Here is an 18,638-nt window from a genome sequence, read left to right on the forward strand (position 1 = left end):
CCCACCGTTGAAAGGAAGCGACCCATGATCGACCACACCGGCGTAAGCGTCAGCGACTACGGCAAGAGCCGTGCCTTCTACCAGGCGGCGCTGGGCGCCATCGGCTATGTGCTGGACAAGGAATTCCCGGCCAGCGTCACCGGCAGCACCGATGTCGCAGGCTTCGGCCCGCCGGGGCAACCCGACTTCTGGATCCACCGCGGCACGCCCAACCAGCCGCCGCTGCACGTGGCCTTCCGCGTGGACAGCCGCGAGACCGTCGATGCCTTCCATCGCGCGGCGCTGGCCGCGGGCGGGCGCGACAACGGCGCGCCGGGCATCCGCGCGCACTACCACCCCAACTACTACGGCGCCTTCGTGCTGGACCCGGACGGGCACAACATCGAAGCGGTGTGCCACAAGCCGGCGCAGGGCCTCAGCGCGTCGCGACGATAAACAGGCGCGGGAACGGCAGCAGCACCGACCCGTCCGGCAGCGCCGGGTACGCCTTGGCAATCTCGGTCTGGTAGCGCGCCAGGTAGGCGGCGCGCTCGGCCTCGTCCAGCGGCTGCAGGAAGGGGCGCAGGCCGCTGCCCTTGAACCACTCCACCACCGCGGCCGGGCCGCCCGCCAGCGGATGGTGGTACGTGGTCAGCCATACGTCCACGCGCTGGCACAGCGGGCGCAGCAGCTCGTAGTACCACTGCGCCGGGGCGCGCTCGGCGCGGGCCTTGCTGGCGCCGGCGAGCTTTTCTGCCCACGGGCCTTCCGCCGCCACCTGGCGCATCAGCCGGTGCGCGGGTTCTTCCAGGTTGTCCGGCATCTGCACGGCCAGCGTGCCGCCGGGGGCGAGCCTGGATACCAGTGCCGGGAACAGGCTGGCGTGGTCAGGCAGCCACTGCAGCACGGCATTGGCCAGGATCACGTCATAGGGCCCGGCCTCGTCCCAGGTGCCGATGTCGGCCACGCGGAACTGCACCTCGGGCAGGCGCTTGCGCGCCGCGTCGACCATGTCCTGCGAGCTGTCCAGCCCGGTCACCGACGCCCCCGCATAGCGCGCCAGCAGCACCTCGGTGGAGTTGCCCGGCCCGCAGCCGATATCCACCGCGCTGCGCGCGATCTCATTGGGGATGGCAGCCACCAGGTCGCGGACCGGGCGGGTGCGTTCGTCTTCGAAGGCGACGTATTGATGGGCGGACCAGCTCATGGGGATCTCCTGACTTTTAGAGCAGGCCAGTAGGATACGCCTGCCGCAGCGGTTCGCTGGCCCTGTCAGCCAGCCCTTACCCCAGTTTTTTCTTCAGCAGCTCATTCACCTGCGCCGGATTGGCCTTGCCCTTGGTCGCCTTCATCGCCTGCCCGACCAGCGCATTGAACGCCTTCTCCTTGCCCGCGCGGAATTCCTCGACCGACTTGGCGTTGGCGGCCAGCACGTCGTCGATGATCTTCTCCAGCTCGCCGGTGTCGGACATCTGCTTCAGCCCCTTGGCCGCGATGATGGTGTCGGCATCGCCGCCGTGCTCGCCGGCCCACATCGCCGGGAACACGTCCTTCTTGGCGGTGTTGTTCGATACCGTGCCGTCGGCGATGCGCGCGAGCAGCCTGGCCAGTTGCGCCGGCGTGACCGGTGCGGCGTCGATGGCGATGCCTTCGCGGTTCAGCTGCGAGGCCACGTCGCCCATCAGCCAGTTGGCCGCGGGCTTGGCGTTGGCGGCGCCGGCGTCGGCCACCACGGCCTCGTAGTAGGCGGCGAAGGCCTTGGTCGCGGTCAGCGTGGTGGCGTCATAGGCCGACAGGCCGTACTGCGAGACAAAGCGCGCCTGCATCGCCGCCGGCAGTTCCGGCAGCTCGCCGCGCACGCGCTCGACCCAGCTCGCGTCGATTTCCAGCGGCATCAGGTCGGGGTCGGGGAAGTAGCGGTAATCGTGCGCGTCTTCCTTGGTGCGCATGGCGCGCGTTTCGCCCGTTTCCGGGTCGAACAGCACGGTGGCCTGCTGGATCTTGCGGCCGTCCTCGATCTCGGCGATCTGCCACTGCACTTCGTACTCGATGGCCTGCTGCAGGAAGCGGAACGAGTTCAGGTTCTTGATCTCGCGGCGGGTGCCGAATTCCTTCTGGCCGAGCGGGCGCACCGACACGTTGGCGTCGCAGCGGAAGCTGCCTTCCTGCATGTTGCCATCGCAGATGCCCAGCCACACCACCAGCGAGTGCAGCGCCTTGGCGTAGGCCACGGCTTCGGCGGCGCTGCGCATGTCGGGCTCGGTGACGATTTCCAGCAGCGGGGTGCCGGCGCGGTTCAGGTCGATGCCGGTCATGCCGGCAAAGTCTTCGTGCAGGGACTTGCCCGCGTCTTCTTCCAGGTGGGCGCGGGTCAGGTTGACGGTCTTTTCGTAGAACTCGCCCTTCTTGCCTTCGACCTGGATGGTGATGGTGCCGCCCTGTACCACCGGGATCTCATACTGGCTGATCTGGTAGCCCTTGGGCAGGTCGGGGTAGAAGTAGTTCTTGCGCGCAAAGACGCTGCGCGGCGCGATAGTGGCGCCGATCGCCAGGCCGAACTGGATGGCGCGCTCGACCGCGCCCTTGTTGAGCACCGGCAGCACGCCCGGCAGAGCCAGGTCCACCGGCGAGGCCTGCGTGTTGGCCTCGGCCCCGAAGGCGGTGGAGGTGCCGGAAAAAATCTTGGAGGCCGTCGAAAGCTGAGCGTGCGTTTCGAGGCCGATCACCACTTCCCATTGCATGGCGGTATTCCTGTTCGGTTCTTTCGGTTCTGTCTGTAGCGGTGGAGCGGCGCAGCCGCCCCGGGTTCAGTCTGGTCTTGCCCCGGCCGTCAGGGGTCGGGGCTGGCAAGCCATGAGTCGAGCTGGGCCAGCGCGGCCACGCGGGCCACCGCATCGCCGCCGACGGTGACGCCCTGGGTCTTGCGCATGCCCGCCGGCACGTCGCGGCGCATATGCAGCTCGCTGGTGCCGTCGAAGCCGTGATAGGCGCCCGGGTAGATCTCCAGCCGGAAGCGCGCGCCCGGCTGGCGCGCCAGCACCGCGCTCTGCAGCATGGCGCAGCGGGTGGCGGGGGTCCAGTCGTCGGCGCCGCCGATCATCAGCAGCATCGGCGCGCGCAGGCGGAAGTTGTGCTGCTGCACGGCGCGCTTGCAGCCCGGGTAGAACGCCACCGCGCGCTCCACCTGGGGCGTGCCGGCCGGCCACGGGCGGCTGGCATCGACGGTGGCCAGCACCGCCTGCGCGCCGTTGGACCAGCCCAGCAGCACGATGCGCGCGGTATCGACCGCCGGCTGCTGCGCCACCCAGCGCAGCGCGGCCAGCGCATCGGCGCGGCGCGTACGGTCGTCGATGCCGCGCGCGTCGATGGGTTCGGAGCAGATGCCGTGGGGCCTGCCGCGCGCGCTGAAGCTGTCGGGCATCAGCACGGCATAGCCGCGCTCGTTCAGCCAGTGCGCGTATTCGCGGTAGCGTTGCTGCAGCAGTCCGGAAACGTCCGCCTGGGCGGTTCCGGCGGCACCCGCCGCGCGCGCGGGGCGCGCGGATAGCAGGCCGCCGCAGCCGTGCAACGCCACCACCACCGGCAGCGCGCGCGGGGTGGCGCCCTCGCGCGGCAGGAACCAGTAGGCGGTGAGCGCGGGCGTGGCCGCATCGCCGCGCAGCTGGACACGCTGCGCCGGCATGGGTGCCGTGGCCGCGGATCCTGGCGCGGCCCGGCCCACCGCATTCGGCGCCAGCACGCCGGCGGGCGTCAGCGGCGCCGGCTGCGCCAGCGCGGGCGCGGGCAGTTCCGGTGTATGCGCGGATGCGCCGGCCAGCCATGCGCCCAGCCCCAGTGCCACCGCGGCGCGCAGCACCGCCACCGCCGGACGGGCGGTGCGCGGCGGGCGTTGCGGGGTGGCGGGTGCGTGGGTCATGGCCGGCTTCGGTGGCTTCAGCGCGTGCGGGCGCAGGCGCCGCTGCCTGGCTCGAACATCACGGGCCAGGCTTCTTCGTAGATGCCGGGGGTGCAGCGCTGCTGGCAGTTGGCGTGCGCCAGCGTAACGCGGCGCGGGTCCTGCCAGACCATCAGCTTGCAGCCGCTGCCGTCATTGGCGCGCAGCTCGATATGCGGCTTCTTCTGGACCTGGCGGAAGTCAGCGAGGTTGAAGCTGCACGAGCCGCGCTTGCCTACCCACAGCTTCCACGACAGCTGCTGCACGCTGTTGTCCGACACGCGCAGCTGGGCGTCTTCGCGGAAGCCGTCTTCCTCGGTGCGGCGGCAGTCGCCGGCCAGGTCGATGTCGCGGCTGGCGATTGGAGCGGGCCGGCCCAGCCCGCCCGGCAGCGGGATGCAGCCGGCCACCGCCGCGGCGAGCGCGGCCGCGGCCATCAGGCGCAGGGTCAGCGAGGAGCGCGCGGTCATGTTCATGCCTTGCCGGGACGGCGCAGGTGCCAGTCGGTCGCCTGCTGGAACGCGTGCGCGGTCTGCAGCAGGCGCGCCTCGTCGAAGTAGTTGCCGATCAGCTGCAGGCCCACCGGCATGCCGGCCTCGCCGAAGCCGCACGGCACGCTCATGCCGGGCAGGCCGGCCAGGCTGGTGGACAGCGTGAAGATGTCGGCCAGGTACATCTGCACCGGGTCCGAGGTCTTCTCGCCCAGCTTCCACGCCACCGTCGGCGCCACCGGCCCCATGATCACGTCGCACTGGGCGAAGGCGCGCTGGAAGTCGTCGGCGATGATGCGGCGGATCTTCTGCGCCTGCAGGTAGTAGGCGTCGTAGTAGCCATGCGACAGCACATAGGTGCCGACCATGATGCGGCGCTTGACCTCGGCGCCGAAGCCTTCGGCGCGGCTCTTCTTGTACATGTCGAGCAGGTCGCGGTATTCGGCCGCGCGGTGGCCATAGCGCACGCCGTCAAAGCGCGACAGGTTGGACGAGGCCTCGGCCGGCGCGATCACGTAGTACACCGGGATCGACAGCTCGGTCTTGGGCAGCGTCACCTCGACCAGCGTGGCGCCCAGCTTTTCATACTCGGCCAGCGCGGCGCGCACGGCCTGCTCGACGTCGGCCGACAGGCCCTTGCCGAAGTATTCCTTCGGCAGGCCGATGCGCAGGCCGGCGAGCGGGCGCTCGGCAGTGGCGCCGGCGCGCGGCTGGCCCAGCAGGCGGGTGTAGTCCTCGTCCACGCCGCCCTGCGCGGGTGTGATGCTGGTGGAGTCCCTGGGGTCGAAGCCGGCCATGGCGTTGAGCAGCAGCGCGCAGTCTTCGGCGCTATGGGCCATCGGGCCGGCCTGGTCCAGCGACGAGGCGAAGGCGATCATGCCGTAGCGCGACACGCGGCCATAGGTCGGCTTGATCCCGGTGATGCCGGAGAACGACGACGGCTGGCGGATCGAGCCGCCGGTGTCGGTGCCGGTGGCGGCGGGGGCCAGGCCGGCGGCCACGGCCGCGGCCGAGCCGCCCGACGAGCCGCCGGGCACGCGGCTGGTGTCCCAGGGGTTGCGCACCGGGCCGAAATGCGAGTTCTCGTTGGACGAGCCCATCGCGAACTCGTCCATATTGGTCTTGCCCAGCGTGACCATGCCGGCCGCGGCCATGCGCTCGACCACGGTGGCGTCGAACGGGCTTTCATAGTTGGCCAGCATCTTCGAGCCGGCGGTGGCACGCCAGCCGCGCGTGACGAACACATCCTTGTGCGCGATCGGCACGCCGGTCAGCGGCGCGGCCTCGCCGCGGGCGCGGCGCTCGTCGGCGGCGCGCGCCTGCGCCAGGGTCCGCTCGGCATCGACGTGGATAAACGCGTTGAGCGCGGCGGCCTGCTCGATGCGGGCCAGGTACTCGCGTGCGAGTTCCTCGGCGGAGACGGAGCGCGCGGCCAGCGCATCGGCTAGCTGGCGCAGGGAGGTCACGGAATCAGCGGAAAAGGGCATGACAGTCGGTTGGCATCAGGGGTGGCGTACTGGCGGGTGGCCGGCGCCGGACAGGATGCACGGGTGCGTCGGGTCCGGGCCGGGCGGCGGTCATTCGATGACCTTGGGCACCAGGTACAGGCCGTCTTCGGTGGCAGGCGCGGGGCGCTGGTAGTCGGCGCGGCGGTCGGATTCGGTGACCACGTCCTCGCGCAGGCGCTGGACCATGTCGCGCACGGCAGACAGCGGGTGGGCCAGCGGCTCGATGCCGGTGGTGTCGACCGCCTGCATCTGCTCGACCAGCGAGAAAAAGTTGTTCAGTTGCGCAAGCGTCTGGGCGGCCTCGTCATCGCTGGTTTCGATGCGGGCCAGGTGGGCGATGCGCTTGACGTCGGATAGAGCGAGGGCCATGGCGTGGTGGTTCGGATGCTCGGATGCGGGGGCACGGGCTGCGCCGGCGGCTGGCTCATGGGGCGGCTGCGTCGCACGGCCCATGGCCTGACCGGGGGCGCCGGAGTGGCGCCCCGGAGTCGTCGGAATTACAGGTATTTTCAGGCTGTAAACGCCCGAAGCAGCAGGAATTATAAGGTATCATTGCGAGCTACCGACCCTTGGCAACGCTTACGCCACATGGCCGCAAGCCGGCCGCTGGCAGGCGCGCCTGCGCCTGGCATCCTCAGGCGCCCGAAGGGCGGACCTGGGTCCTCTGATTAGGCCTCTGCAGCCGGCCAGCGCATGTCGCAGTGATTCGATATGGTGCGCCGGTGCCTGCACATTTCCGCGAACTTTTCCGCGGGGTCTAATCAAAGGTTCCCGTAGGGCCGGCGCGCGCGGTGCGCCGGCGATTGCCGTTCCCATTCCATCCCGGCCCGGGCAGCCCCGTGCCGGACGGCGGGCGGACCGGGAAGCCGGGAACCATTCCGTATTCAACACAACGTATTTCGTGGCCGGGCCGTTCGCGGTGCCGGCCGCTTCGCCTACCCGCGAACACCACCACAGACAGGATTCCTGATGTTCGGATTTCTCCGCAGCTACTTCTCCAACGACCTGGCGATCGACCTCGGCACCGCCAACACGCTGATCTACATGCGCGACAAGGGCATCGTGCTGGACGAGCCCTCGGTCGTCGCGATCCGCCAGGAAGGCGGCCCCAACGCCAAGAAGACCATCACGGCGGTGGGCAAGGAAGCCAAGCAGATGCTGGGCAAGGTGCCGGGCAATATCGAAGCGATCCGCCCGATGAAGGACGGCGTGATCGCCGACTTCACCGTCACCGAGCAGATGCTCAAGCAATTCATCAAGATGGTGCACGACAGCAAGCTGCTGCGCCCGAGCCCGCGCATCATCATCTGCGTGCCGTGCGGCTCGACCCAGGTCGAGCGCCGCGCCATCCGCGAATCGGCGCTGGGCGCCGGTGCCAGCCAGGTCTACCTGATCGAGGAGCCGATGTCGGCCGCGATCGGCGCCGGCCTGCCGGTGTCCGAGCCGTCGGGCTCGATGGTGGTGGATATCGGCGGCGGCACCACCGAGGTGGGGATCATCTCGCTGGGCGGCATGGTCTACAAGGGTTCGGTGCGCGTGGGCGGCGACAAGTTCGACGAGGCCATCGTCAACTACATCCGCCGCAACTACGGCATGCTGATCGGCGAACAGACCGCCGAAGCGATCAAGAAGGAAATCGGCTCGGCCTTCCCGGGCTCCGAAGTCCGCGAGATGGAAGTCAAGGGCCGCAACCTGTCCGAAGGCATCCCGCGCGCCTTCACCGTGTCGTCCAATGAAATCCTCGAAGCCCTGACCGATCCGCTGAACCAGATCGTGTCGGCGGTGAAGATCGCACTGGAACAGACCCCGCCCGAACTGGGCGCCGACATCGCCGAACGCGGCATGATGCTGACCGGCGGCGGTGCGCTGCTGCGCGACCTGGACCGCCTGCTGGCGGAAGAAACCGGCCTGCCGGTGCTGGTGGCCGAAGACCCGCTGACCTGCGTGGTGCGCGGCTCCGGCATGGCACTGGAACGCATGGACAAGCTCGGCAGCATCTTCTCCTACGAGTAAGAAGGACGCTCACGTGGCGATGCGCGGCCTGCCGGATCCAGCGATCAGGGCGGCGTCGCGGCGCCTCATCCGCCGGGGCCAGGCCCTGGCAGTTCCCGCCGCCCGGCCTTGCCGCTCCCGTCCCCGCAAGGGACCCGGGCGCGGCACGGCGGGCGGCGGGGCGTTTCCGCGTGGGCTTCGGCCTTTGTTCGGGTAAATGGATTACTCCCCTCCGCCGCTCTTCAAGCAAGGCACCTCGGCTGTCGCCAGGCTGGTCCTGTACGTGGGTATCGCGCTGGCGCTGCTGGTGGTCGATGCCCGTTTCGACGCGCTCAGCGTGGGCCGGCAGGTTGCCGCCACCGTGCTGATGCCGGTCGAACGCCTGGTGCTGACGCCGCGCGACGCGCTGCGCACGATGTTCGACTATGCGCAGTCGTCGGCGATGCTCGCCACCGAAAACCGCGAACTGCGCCAGAACGCCGTGCAGCAGGCCCAGGCCTCGGTGCGCCAGGCGCAGCTGGAGTCCGAGAACAACCAGCTGCGCAAGCTGCTCGGGCTGGCGCAGCAGTCGGCCACGCCGGTAACGGCCGCCGAGATCCTGTATGACGCGCGCGATCCCTACACCCAGCGCATCGTGATCGACAAGGGTAGCCAGCACGGCCTGCGCGCCGGCTACCCGGTGATCGACGAGCGCGGCGTGGTGGGGCAGGTCACGCGCGTGTCGCCGTTCCAGTCCGAGGTGACGCTGCTCACCGACAAGGACCAGGCCATCCCCGTGCAGGTGGTGCGCAACGGGCTGCGCAGCGTGGCCTTCGGCGGCGCGCGCGCGGGCCAGCTGGACCTGCGCTTCATGGCCGCCGCCGCCGACCTGCAGCAGGGCGACCTGCTGGTGACCTCGGGCCTGGACGGCACCTACCCGCCGGGCCTGCCGGTGGCAAAGATCGTCCATATCGAGCGCAAGGCCGATACCGCGTTCTCGCGCGTGTACTGCGAGCCGGTGGCCGGCGTGCGCGCGCACCGCCTGCTGCTGGTGGTGCGCTACGACGCGGCCATTCCCGCGCGGGAAACGGTCGAGGCCAAGCCGGAGGCGCCGGTCAAGGGCGCCAAGTCCGCTGCGGCACGCGCTGCCGCCGATAGCGCAGCGGCTGCCAAGGCCGCGCCCGCCAAGGAGGCACCACGGTGACCAATCCCCAATACCTGCTGCGGCCGGTCAATCCCGCCTTTATCGCCTTCAGCTTCGTGCTGGCGTTCCTGTTCAACCTGATGCCCTGGGGCACCACGCTGTGGGTCCCCGACATGGTGGCGCTGGTGCTGGTGTTCTGGAACATCCACCAGCCGCGCAAGGTGGGCATGGGCGTGGCCTTCCTGCTGGGCCTGCTGATGGACGTGCACGATGCCCGGCTGCTGGGCGAGCACGCGCTGGCCTACACCCTGCTGGCCTACTTCGCCATCACCATCCACCGCCGCGTGCTGTGGTTCACCGTCTATACCCAGGCGCTGCACGTGCTGCCGCTGCTGTTCATCGTGCACGCGGTGCCGGTGCTGATCCGGCTGGCCATGGGCGCGCCGCTGCCGGGCTGGCATCTGCTGCTGGCACCGGCGATCGAGGCGCTGCTGTGGCCGCTGGCCACCAGCCTGCTGCTGGCGCCGCAGCGCCGTTCGAGCGATGTCGACGAGACCCGTCCGATCTGACGCCGCACGCACCTGACCGCACCTAAACGCTCATCCCTGGCCAACGCAGTACCATGACCGAAATCCGCAACGTCGAACTGGAAATCGGCCGCTTCCGCATCCGCGTGGCGGCCGCGGCCCTGTTCACGGTGATCTGCTTTGGCCTGCTGTTCACGCGCTTCCTGTGGCTGCAGTGGTACAAGCATGACCAGTACTCGGCCAAGGCCGAGGACAACCGCATCTCGGTGGCGCCGATCGAGCCCAACCGCGGCATCATCATGGACCGCAACGGGATCGTGCTGGCGCGCAATTATTCCGCCTACACGCTGGAGATCACGCCGTCCAAGCTGGGCGATACGCTGGACAACACCATCGAAGGCCTGTCGGCGCTGGTGGATATCCAGCCGCGCGACCGGCGCCGCTTCAAGCGGCTGATGGAAGAGTCGCGCAGCTTTGAAAGCCTGCCGATCCGCAGCCAGCTGAGCGACGAGGAAGTGGCGCGCTTCTCAGCGCAGCGCTTCCGCTTCCCGGGCGTGGATGTGCGCGCGCGGCTGTTCCGGCAGTACCCGCTGGGCGAGTCGGCTTCGCACGTGATCGGCTACCTGGGCCGCATCTCGCAGCGCGACCAGGAACGCATCGAGGCCATGGACGAGGCCAACGATGCCGACGGCGCCAAATACGATCCGCGCAAGGACGCCGACAACTACAAGGGCACCAACTACATCGGCAAGATCGGCCTGGAGCAGAGCTACGAGAGCGAGCTGCACGGCCTGACCGGCTTCGAGGAAGTGGAAGTGAGCGCGGGCGGGCGCCCCATCCGCACGCTGTCGACCTCACCCGCCACGCCTGGCAACAACCTGATCCTGTCGCTGGACATCCGCCTGCAGCAGCTGGCCGAGGCGCTCTACGGCAACCGCCGCGGCGCACTGGTGGCGATCGAGCCGTCCACCGGCGACATCCTGGCCTTTGTCTCCAAGCCGACCTACGACCCCAACCTGTTCGTCGAAGGCATCGACACCAATACCTGGAACGAGCTCAACAACTCGCCCGACAAGCCACTGCTGAACCGCCCGCTGCGCGGCACCTACCCGCCGGGCTCGACCTACAAGCCGTTCATGGCGCTGGCCGCGCTGACCACCGGCAAGCGCACCGCGGCCTGGGGCATGTCCGACCCCGGCTTCTTCACGCTGGGCAACCATACCTTCCGTGACGACAAGCCGGGCGGCCATGGCTGGGTCGACATGCACAGCTCGATCGTGCACTCGTGCGACACCTACTACTACGCGCTGGCGCGCGACATGGGCGTCAACGGCATCCATGACTTCATGAAGCCGCTGGGCTTCGGCCAGATCACGGGCATCGACATCGAGGGCGAAAGCCGCGGCATCCTGCCGTCCACCGACTGGAAGCGCCGCGCCTACCGCAAGCCCGAGCAGCAGAGGTGGTACGACGGCGAGACCATCTCGCTGGGCATCGGCCAGGGCTACAACAGCTTCACCATCCTGCAGCTGGCGCAGGCCACCTCGGTCATCGTCAACGACGGCAAGGTGATGAAGCCCCACCTGGTCAAGGCCGTGGAGGACGCGGTCACGCGCAAGCGCACGCTGACCGTGCCCAAGGAAAGCTACACGATCCCGCTCAAGCAGGCCGACATCAACGTGATCAAGCGCGCCATGGTGGCGGTGACGCATTCCGGCACGGCCGCGCGCGTGTTCGCCGGCGCCGCCTATGAATCGGCGGGCAAGACCGGCACGGCGCAGACCTACAGCCTGGCCAAGGGCGAGAAGTACAACCACCATGCGCTCGAAGAGCGCAAGCGCGACCACTCGCTGTACACGGCCTTCGCGCCCGCGGACAACCCCAGGATCGCGATTGCGCTGATCGTCGAGAACGCCGGCTTCGGTGCGGCGGTGGCCGCGCCGATCGCGCGCAAGGTGATGGATTACTACCTGACCGGCAAATGGCCGGCGGAGCTGGAGGCGATCGCGCCGCCGGAAGCCGAGCGCATGGCGGGCCGCCCGCCGGTGGCTACGCCGAGCGTGTTCACCACCGGCCAGACCGCCAGCATTGCCAGCGCCACGGTGATGTCGAGCGGCAGCGCACCGGCCAGCGGCGCGGCCGCCAGCGCGGTCGCCGCGGCGTCGGGCGCGCGTGCCGGGGCGTCTGACGCGATCGCGGCGGCGCTGGACCCGGCCGCGATCGCACCGGCCTCGGCCGTGCAGACGCTGGATGAACGCATGCTGCAGGCGCTGGGCCACAGCAAGCCGAAGGTGCCGCCGCCGGCTTCCGCGCCGGTCGTGCCGGCCAAGGCGCCCGCGCCCAAACCACGCGTCAAGCCCGTGGCTGCCAAGGCAGCCAGCGGTGCCGACGCCACTCGCTGAAGGAGACGCGCATGGATCGACGCCGCGTCCTGTCCCTGATCAAGACCGCGCTGACCGGTTTTGACAAACCACTCTCGCTGATCGTCTTCCTGCTGTTCGCCACCGGCATCGTGGCGCTGTACTCGGCCGCCATTGACATGCCGGGCCGGGTCGAGGACCAGCTGCGCAATATCCTGCTGTCTTATGTGGTGATGATCGTGATCGCCTACCTGCCCACGCAGACGCTGATGCGGGTGGCGGTGCCGATCTACACGGTCGGGGTGGCGCTGCTGATCGCGGTGGCCATGTTCGGCCTGATCCGCAAGGGCGCGCGCCGCTGGCTCTATGTCGGCATGGTGATCCAGCCGTCCGAGATCATGAAGATCTCGATGCCGCTGATGCTGGCCTGGTATTTCCAGAAGCGCGAGGGCGTGATCAGGTGGTTCGACTTCGTGGTGGCGCTGGGGCTGCTGCTGATCCCGGTCGGCCTGATCGCCAAGCAGCCTGACCTGGGCACGGCACTGCTGGTGATGGCCGCGGGCGTGTACGTGATCTACTTCGCCGGCCTGTCGTGGCGGCTGATCCTGCCGCTGCTGGGGCTGCTGGTGGTAGCGATCACGCTGCTGATCACGTTCCAGAACGATATGTGCGCGCCGGGCGTGAACTGGCCGGTGCTGCACGACTACCAGCAGCACCGCGTCTGCACGCTGCTGGACCCCACCAGCGATCCGCTCGGCAAGGGCTTCCACACGATCCAGTCGATCATTGCCATCGGCTCCGGCGGGGTCGAAGGCAAGGGCTGGCTCAAGGGCACGCAGACGCACCTGGAATTCATCCCGGAAAAGCACACCGACTTTATCTTCGCGGTGTACTCGGAAGAGTTCGGCCTGATCGGCAATGCGGTGCTGCTGGTGCTGTACCTGCTGCTGATCTTCCGCGGCCTGTTTATCGCGGCCAATGCGCCGACGCTGTTCTCGCGGCTGCTGGCGGGATCGATCACGCTGATCTTCTTCACCTATGCCTTCGTCAACATGGGCATGGTCAGCGGCATCCTGCCAGTGGTGGGCGTGCCGCTGCCGCTGATGAGCTATGGCGGCACCGCGCTGGTGACGCTGGGCGCGGGCATCGGCATTCTGATGAGCATTTCGCGGCAGAAGCGGCTGATCCAGACCTAGTGTCCTGTTCTGCAAATACCTTGCCATGAAATTTTGGCAAGTTACTTGCGGAACAGGACACTAGCGCAGCCTGTAAAAAGGGGGCCGCGGCTGTGCCGCCGGTCCCCTTTGCTAAACTGCCACCCACTTTACCTCTACCGGTCCACGCCCCATGAACGCCCAAGACGTTGCCGCCTACCTGCAGAGCCACCCCGAATTCTTCGAAGAACACGCCGAGCTGCTGGCCGCGGTGCAGCTGACCAGCCCGCACAGCCACCGCGCCGTGTCGCTGCAGGAACGCCAGATGGAAATCCTGCGCGAGAAGAACAAGGGCCTGGAGCTGCGCCTGGCGGACCTGGTCCGCCACGGCCATGACAACGACCGCACCCAGCAGCGCATGCATGCCTGGCAGCTGCGCCTGCTGGCCGAGGCCGATTCGCACGCGCTGCCCTATGCGGTGCAGGACGGCCTGCAGCAGGTGTTCGATGTGCCGGCGGTGGCGCTCAGGCTGTGGGATGTGGCCGAGCAATACGTCCATATGGAAGTGGCGCAGGGCGCCAGCGAAGACCTGCGCATCTTTGCCGAAGGCCTGCGTGCGCCGTACTGCGGCAGCAACGGCGGCTTCGAGGCCGCGGGGCTGCTGGAGCGCGACGATATCACCTCGCTGGCGATGGTGACGCTGCGCGTGCCGGTGCGTGCCGGCGATGCCGAGGCCGGTGCCGACGTGCGCGGCGCAGCCTTTGGCCTGCTGGTGCTGGGCTCGCCCGATCCGCGCCGTTTCCACGAAGGCATGGGCACCGCCTACCTGTCGCAGATCGGCGAAGTCGCCGGCGCCGCGCTGCACCGGCTGCGCGACTGAGGCGCGGCGGCCCACGCCTGACGCCATGACTGCACGCCGGCCGCCCCGCAGCGTGGTTGCGGATATCGCTCCTGCCAGCGACGGCCCGCCGCCGGCACCCGAGCCGCTGGTCACGCGCTACCTGGACTGGCTGCGCGGCAGCCGCAAGCTGGCCGAGCACACGCTGACCAGCTACAGCCGCGACCTGCGCGTGCTGCAGGGGCACGCGGCGCGTTATGCGCCCGGCGTGGCCCTGCTGGCACTGCAGACCCACCATATCCGCAACTTTGCCGCGCGGCTGCATGGCGCCGGGCTGGTCGGCACCAGCATCGCGCGCACCTTGTCGGCCTGGCGCGGCTTCTTCCAGTGGGCGGCGCGCCACGGCCATGGCGTCACGGTGAACCCGGTCGACGGCGTGCGCGCGCCGCGCTCTGGCCACGCGCTGCCCAAGGCCCTGTCGGTCGAACATGCGGTGGCACTGGTCGCGCATCCTGCCGGCACGGATGCCCAGGCACTGCGCGACCATGCGGTCCATGAGCTGTTCTATTCAAGCGGGCTGCGGCTGTCCGAGCTGGTGCAGCTGGACCTGCGCTATGCCGATGCCGACGGCTACCGCTCCAGCGGCTGGCTCGACCTGGCCGGGGCGGAAGTCACCGTGACCGGCAAGGGTTCGCGCCAGCGCTCGGTGCCGGTCGGCAGCAAGGCCATCGAGGCGCTGCGCGCCTGGCTGGCGGTGCGCGACACGATGCTGCGCCCCGGCGCCTTGCCGGAAGATGCCCACGCCCTGTTCCTCGGTCCGCGCGGGCGGCGCCTGTCGATGCGCACCGTGCAGTTGCGGCTCAAGCAGCAGGCGCTGCGCGCCGGCGTGCCGGCCGATGTGCATCCGCATATGCTGCGGCATTCGTTTGCCACCCACGTGCTGCAGTCGTCGGGCGACCTGCGCGCGGTGCAGGAGATGCTGGGCCATGCCAGCATCTCGACCACGCAGGTCTATACCGCGCTCGATTTCCAGCATCTGGCGAAGGTCTACGACAAGGCCCATCCGCGGGCCGGCCGGGCGCGCGCCACGCCGGCGGCGGACGCAGCCGCCGATCCTGCTGACTCCGGCGAAGCGCCGGAAGACTAGTTCACTCCCACTGCGCCAGCACCTCGCGGAAGCGCTCGATCTCGGGCAGCAGCCAGCCGCGGAATGCCTGCACCTTGGGCAGGTTCAATGAGCCCGGCGCGCATACGAAGTACAGCAGCCATGGACAGGGGATGCTGACATCGAACAGCCGCACCACGCGCCCGGCCAGCAGGTCGTTGTAGGCCAGCGAGGAGCGGATCAGCGCAATGCCCTGGCCTTCGGACGCGGCCTGCAGCAGCAGCGAGGAATCTTCCAGCAGCAGGCCCTTGCGCGGCTCGGGCCAGCCCAGCCCGGCGGCCTCGAACCACGGCTTCCACGGATCGCCCTCGCCGCGCAGCAGCGGCAGCCCCGCCATGTCCTGCGGCCGCCCGGGCAGGCGGCCGCCATTGAAGCCGGGGCTGCAGACCGGGAAGAAGACATCGTCCAGCAGCCGTTCCACGTACAGGCCGGGATAGTCGCCGCTGCCCATGCGCAGCGCGATATCGACTTCCTCGTGCGCAAAGTTGACCAGCGTGTTCGACGACAGCAGCTCGACATCCAGCTCCGGGTGGCGCTCGATAAAGCTGCCGATGCGCGGCGTCAGCCAGCGCGCGGCAAACGACGGCATGGTGCTGATGGTGAGGCGCTTGTCGCGGTTGCCGGCCTGCAGCGCGCGCGTGGCATCGGCGATCTGCAGCAGCGCGTCACGCACGCGCTCGGCATAGAGGCGCCCCGACGGCGTCAGCGCGACGCGCTTGCCGTGGCGCTCGAACAGCGGCATGCCCAGTTCGTCTTCCAGCGCGCGGATCTGGTGGCTGACCGCGCCGTGCGTGACAAACAGCTCCGTGGCCGCGCGCGAAAAGCTCTCGTGCCGCGCCGCGGCCTCGAAGGCGCGCAGCGCGGTCAGCGCCGGCAGGCGCGGCAGCTCGCGGTGCCAGCCGCGCGGCAGGTCCTTTTCCCAGGCGCTTTTCCAGGCCATGGTGGTCTCCAGGCGGTCGTGTGTATGTGAGTTTGTCTAACAAGAACAAAGAAAATATATCGTTTTGATAGTGGTCGGGCAATCACTAATATTCCATCACCGGCCCCCGCAGTAGTCATTTACTTCACGGCGATATTCATAGGATTTAACTGGCCTGGTCCCCTTGCCGGGCCAGTTCCGGTGCCCCGCCGCGAATTCGTACTGTGTCTGGCGTATCCCCGCCGAGGCCGGCTGAACGGAGAACCACCATGAAAACCGTGCTCACAACGACCGTGTTCACCCTGAATCCTGGCGAAGTCACCACGCTGTCGGTGCATGCTGCCCAGCGCCTGCATGTCGAAGAGGCCCGCGGCACCGACGTATGGCTGACCCGCGAGAACGATTCGGAGGACTACTGGCTGCGTTGTGGCGGCAGCCTGCTGCTGCGCTCCGGTGACGAGGTGGTGCTGAGCGTTGACCCGCGTGCGCCGCAACCAGTGCGCCTCGCCCTGATCGCGGAAGCGCGTCGTCCGGCGCTGGCGCTGGCTGATGTGCCGCACCTGGTGTATCGCAGCCTGCGCCGTCTGGTTCGAGGCACCGAATGGACGCCTAACCAGGACCAGGTCACCGCATCCTGAGCCGAAGCCCGGCGGGGCATCGTCCGCATCACACCGCGGACGCGGGCATCTGCGCCTGGTCTGGTCGCGTGACGCATCGGACGATTCCCGCCGGACCACGCCCTGAGCGGGCAGCAGAAGTGACCGAGGCGGGGCCGGCGCAAGCCGGCCCTTTTCGTTACACTCTCGCCATGCATCCGATTCAAGTCATCGAACGCGGCCGCGAGGACTATCAGCCGTGTTTCGACGCGATGCGCGCCTTCACCGCCGCACGCACGCCCGAGACGCCCGACCAGGTCTGGCTGGTCGAGCATCCGCCGGTCTACACCCTGGGCCAGGCGGGCGACCCCGCGCACCTGCTCGCCCCGGACGACCAGATTCCCGTCGTGCAGATCGATCGTGGCGGGCAGATCACATATCACGGTCCCGGCCAGGTCGTGGCCTATTTGCTGCTCGATCTGCGCCGCCGCCGCCTGATGGTGCGCGAACTCGTGCACGGCATCGAGCAGGCGGTGCTGGACACTCTCGCGGCGTATAATCTCGCAGCCGAACGCAAGCCCGGCGCCCCCGGCATCTATTTGTCCAACGGGCCGCGCCAGGGCGCCAAGATTGCCGCGCTCGGCCTCAAGATCCGCAACGGCTGCAGCTACCACGGCGTCAGCCTCAACGTGCAGATGGACCTGTCGCCGTTCCTGCGCATCAATCCCTGCGGCTATGCCGGGCTGGAAACAGTCGACATGGCCAGCGCGGGCGCCACCTTCGCGGCGGCGGATGCCAACGGCGCCCCCTTGCCCGTGACCGCGGCACAACAACCGGAAATCGCACAGCGCCTGGCGGCAGCATTGTGCGAGGTGCTGGCAGCGCACGAAGCCCGTGCGCTGGCTGCCGAAGGAACTGCCGCCCCGGCTGAAGCGAAGCAGCCGGGTGAGACGGCCCCGGCCTCCTAGTCAAAAGCGAAATGCACGCTGAGCGCGTGCGGAGAAATGTATGAGCGACGCCCTGATCGCCACTTCCAGCGAAGCCCCGCAGTCCCCCGCGGAGCAGTATGACCCGACCCGCAAGCAGAAGTCGGCCGACAAGACCGCACGCATCCCCATCAAGATCGTGCCGGCCGAAAAGCTCAAGAAGCCGGACTGGATCCGCGTCAAGGCCGCCACTGGCAGCTCACGCTTCTACGAGATCAAGGACATCCTGCGTGCCAACAACCTGGTGACGGTGTGCGAGGAAGCGAGCTGCCCCAACATCGGTGAATGCTTTGGCAAGGGCACCGCCACCTTCATGATCATGGGCGACAAGTGCACGCGCCGCTGCCCGTTCTGCGACGTCGGCCACGGCCGTCCCGATCCGCTCGACGTGAACGAGCCGGGCAACCTGGCCCGCACCATCGCCCAGCTCAAGCTGAACTACGTGGTGATCACCAGCGTCGACCGCGACGACCTGCGCGACGGCGGCGCCCAGCACTATGTCGACTGCATCTCGCAGACGCGCGAGCTGTCGCCCGCCACCCGCATCGAAGTGCTGGTGCCCGACTTCCGCGGCCGCCTGGACAAGGCGCTGGACATCCTGCAGGCGTGCCCCCCGGACGTGATGAACCACAACATGGAAACCGTGCCGCGCCTGTACAAGCAGGCCCGCCCGGGCGCGGACTATGAGCACTCGCTCAAGCTGCTGCAGGAATTCAAGCGCCGCAACCCCAACGTGCCGACCAAGTCCGGCCTGATGGTGGGCCTGGGCGAGACCGACGAGGAAATCCTCGAAGTCATGCGCGACATGCGCGCCCACGATATCGACATGCTGACCATCGGCCAGTACCTGGCGCCGTCGAACCACCACCTGCCGGTGCTGCGCTACGTCCATCCCGACACCTTCAAGATGTTCGAGGAAGAGGCTTACAAGATGGGCTTCACCCACGCTGCGGTGGGGGCGATGGTGCGCAGTTCGTACCATGCTGACCAGCAGGCGCATCAGGCGGGGTTTGCCTGAACGACAGCGTTGCACACTGATCGAGCAGAGACGGCCGGGATTTCCCGG

General features: G+C 68.6%; 18 protein-coding genes. 11 read left to right on the top strand and 7 right to left on the bottom strand.

The window, feature by feature from the left end; translation table 11 throughout:
• The first annotated feature begins 24 nt into the window (after positions 1-24).
• The gene (locus AC3WLE_RS28935) at positions 25-435 is read left to right on the top strand and encodes a VOC family protein (RefSeq protein ID WP_492320801.1); all 411 of its coding nucleotides are present in this window, start codon (positions 25-27) and stop codon (positions 433-435) included.
• Here the strand turns inward: AC3WLE_RS28935 and tam are convergent.
• From tam to gatC, 6 genes are all read right to left on the bottom strand, one after another.
• Positions 416-1,186 (bottom strand): trans-aconitate 2-methyltransferase, encoded by a 771-nt coding sequence (tam, locus tag AC3WLE_RS28940; RefSeq protein ID WP_492320800.1) that lies wholly within the window; start codon positions 1,184-1,186, stop codon positions 416-418. The genes AC3WLE_RS28935 and tam overlap by 20 nt on opposite strands.
• Before the next feature lie 76 nt (positions 1,187-1,262).
• Positions 1,263-2,720: an Asp-tRNA(Asn)/Glu-tRNA(Gln) amidotransferase subunit GatB gene (gene gatB / locus AC3WLE_RS28945; RefSeq protein WP_492320799.1), complete on the bottom strand. Its 1,458-nt coding sequence runs from the start codon at positions 2,718-2,720 to the stop codon at positions 1,263-1,265.
• An 89-nt stretch (positions 2,721-2,809) separates the two neighbouring features.
• Positions 2,810-3,895, bottom strand: coding sequence for a dienelactone hydrolase family protein (locus AC3WLE_RS28950; RefSeq protein ID WP_492357219.1), 1,086 nt, complete (start codon positions 3,893-3,895; stop codon positions 2,810-2,812).
• Positions 3,896-3,912: 17 nt separating this feature from the next.
• The gene (locus AC3WLE_RS28955; protein ID WP_035827481.1) at positions 3,913-4,389 is read right to left on the bottom strand and encodes a hypothetical protein; all 477 of its coding nucleotides are present in this window, start codon (positions 4,387-4,389) and stop codon (positions 3,913-3,915) included.
• Positions 4,386-5,891 (bottom strand): Asp-tRNA(Asn)/Glu-tRNA(Gln) amidotransferase subunit GatA, encoded by a 1,506-nt coding sequence (gene gatA / locus AC3WLE_RS28960; RefSeq protein WP_492353006.1) that lies wholly within the window; start codon positions 5,889-5,891, stop codon positions 4,386-4,388. Before gatA ends, AC3WLE_RS28955 begins: the two co-directional genes overlap by 4 nt.
• A 90-nt stretch (positions 5,892-5,981) precedes the next feature.
• Complete coding sequence (gene gatC, locus AC3WLE_RS28965) at positions 5,982-6,281, bottom strand: Asp-tRNA(Asn)/Glu-tRNA(Gln) amidotransferase subunit GatC (RefSeq protein WP_035819367.1); 300 nt, start codon at positions 6,279-6,281, stop codon at positions 5,982-5,984.
• A gap of 600 nt (positions 6,282-6,881) precedes the next feature.
• Here gatC and AC3WLE_RS28970 point away from each other — a divergent pair.
• From AC3WLE_RS28970 to AC3WLE_RS29000, 7 genes are all read left to right on the top strand, one after another.
• The gene (locus AC3WLE_RS28970; protein WP_008648066.1) at positions 6,882-7,925 is read left to right on the top strand and encodes a rod shape-determining protein; all 1,044 of its coding nucleotides are present in this window, start codon (positions 6,882-6,884) and stop codon (positions 7,923-7,925) included.
• A gap of 196 nt (positions 7,926-8,121) precedes the next feature.
• Positions 8,122-9,087, top strand: a complete 966-nt coding sequence (gene mreC / locus AC3WLE_RS28975) for a rod shape-determining protein MreC (protein ID WP_010811480.1) — start codon at positions 8,122-8,124, stop codon at positions 9,085-9,087.
• Entirely contained in the window at positions 9,084-9,596 is a 513-nt protein-coding gene (gene mreD / locus AC3WLE_RS28980) for a rod shape-determining protein MreD (RefSeq protein WP_492353007.1), read from the top strand. The genes mreC and mreD overlap by 4 nt, the downstream gene beginning before the upstream one ends.
• Positions 9,597-9,649: 53 nt before the next feature.
• Positions 9,650-11,956: a penicillin-binding protein 2 gene (mrdA, locus tag AC3WLE_RS28985; RefSeq protein ID WP_492320796.1), complete on the top strand. Its 2,307-nt coding sequence runs from the start codon at positions 9,650-9,652 to the stop codon at positions 11,954-11,956.
• An 11-nt stretch (positions 11,957-11,967) separates the two neighbouring features.
• Positions 11,968-13,110, top strand: a complete 1,143-nt coding sequence (gene rodA / locus AC3WLE_RS28990) for a rod shape-determining protein RodA (RefSeq protein WP_492320795.1) — start codon at positions 11,968-11,970, stop codon at positions 13,108-13,110.
• Positions 13,111-13,261: 151 nt separating this feature from the next.
• The gene (locus tag AC3WLE_RS28995; RefSeq protein ID WP_010811484.1) at positions 13,262-13,948 is read left to right on the top strand and encodes a DUF484 family protein; all 687 of its coding nucleotides are present in this window, start codon (positions 13,262-13,264) and stop codon (positions 13,946-13,948) included.
• 25 nt (positions 13,949-13,973) lie between these two features.
• On the top strand, positions 13,974-15,053 hold the full coding sequence (locus tag AC3WLE_RS29000; protein WP_492320794.1) for a tyrosine recombinase XerC: 1,080 nt from the start codon (positions 13,974-13,976) through the stop codon (positions 15,051-15,053).
• A 1-nt stretch (position 15,054) separates the two neighbouring features.
• Here AC3WLE_RS29000 and AC3WLE_RS29005 read toward each other — a convergent pair whose 3' ends face one another.
• Positions 15,055-16,011 (bottom strand): transcriptional regulator GcvA, encoded by a 957-nt coding sequence (locus AC3WLE_RS29005; RefSeq protein ID WP_492320793.1) that lies wholly within the window; start codon positions 16,009-16,011, stop codon positions 15,055-15,057.
• Between the two features lie 248 nt (positions 16,012-16,259).
• On the opposite strand from AC3WLE_RS29005, the gene AC3WLE_RS29010 reads away from it, so the two are divergent.
• From AC3WLE_RS29010 to lipA, 3 genes are all read left to right on the top strand, one after another.
• On the top strand, positions 16,260-16,628 hold the full coding sequence (locus AC3WLE_RS29010; protein ID WP_492320792.1) for a DUF2917 domain-containing protein: 369 nt from the start codon (positions 16,260-16,262) through the stop codon (positions 16,626-16,628).
• Between the two features lie 170 nt (positions 16,629-16,798).
• Positions 16,799-17,554: a lipoyl(octanoyl) transferase LipB gene (gene lipB / locus AC3WLE_RS29015; protein ID WP_492320817.1), complete on the top strand. Its 756-nt coding sequence runs from the start codon at positions 16,799-16,801 to the stop codon at positions 17,552-17,554.
• Between the two features lie 40 nt (positions 17,555-17,594).
• The gene (lipA, locus tag AC3WLE_RS29020) at positions 17,595-18,590 is read left to right on the top strand and encodes a lipoyl synthase (RefSeq protein ID WP_010811489.1); all 996 of its coding nucleotides are present in this window, start codon (positions 17,595-17,597) and stop codon (positions 18,588-18,590) included.
• Positions 18,591-18,638: the final 48 nt, after the last annotated feature.

This window comes from Cupriavidus sp. FW306-1B-F12B (genome assembly GCF_058781795.1).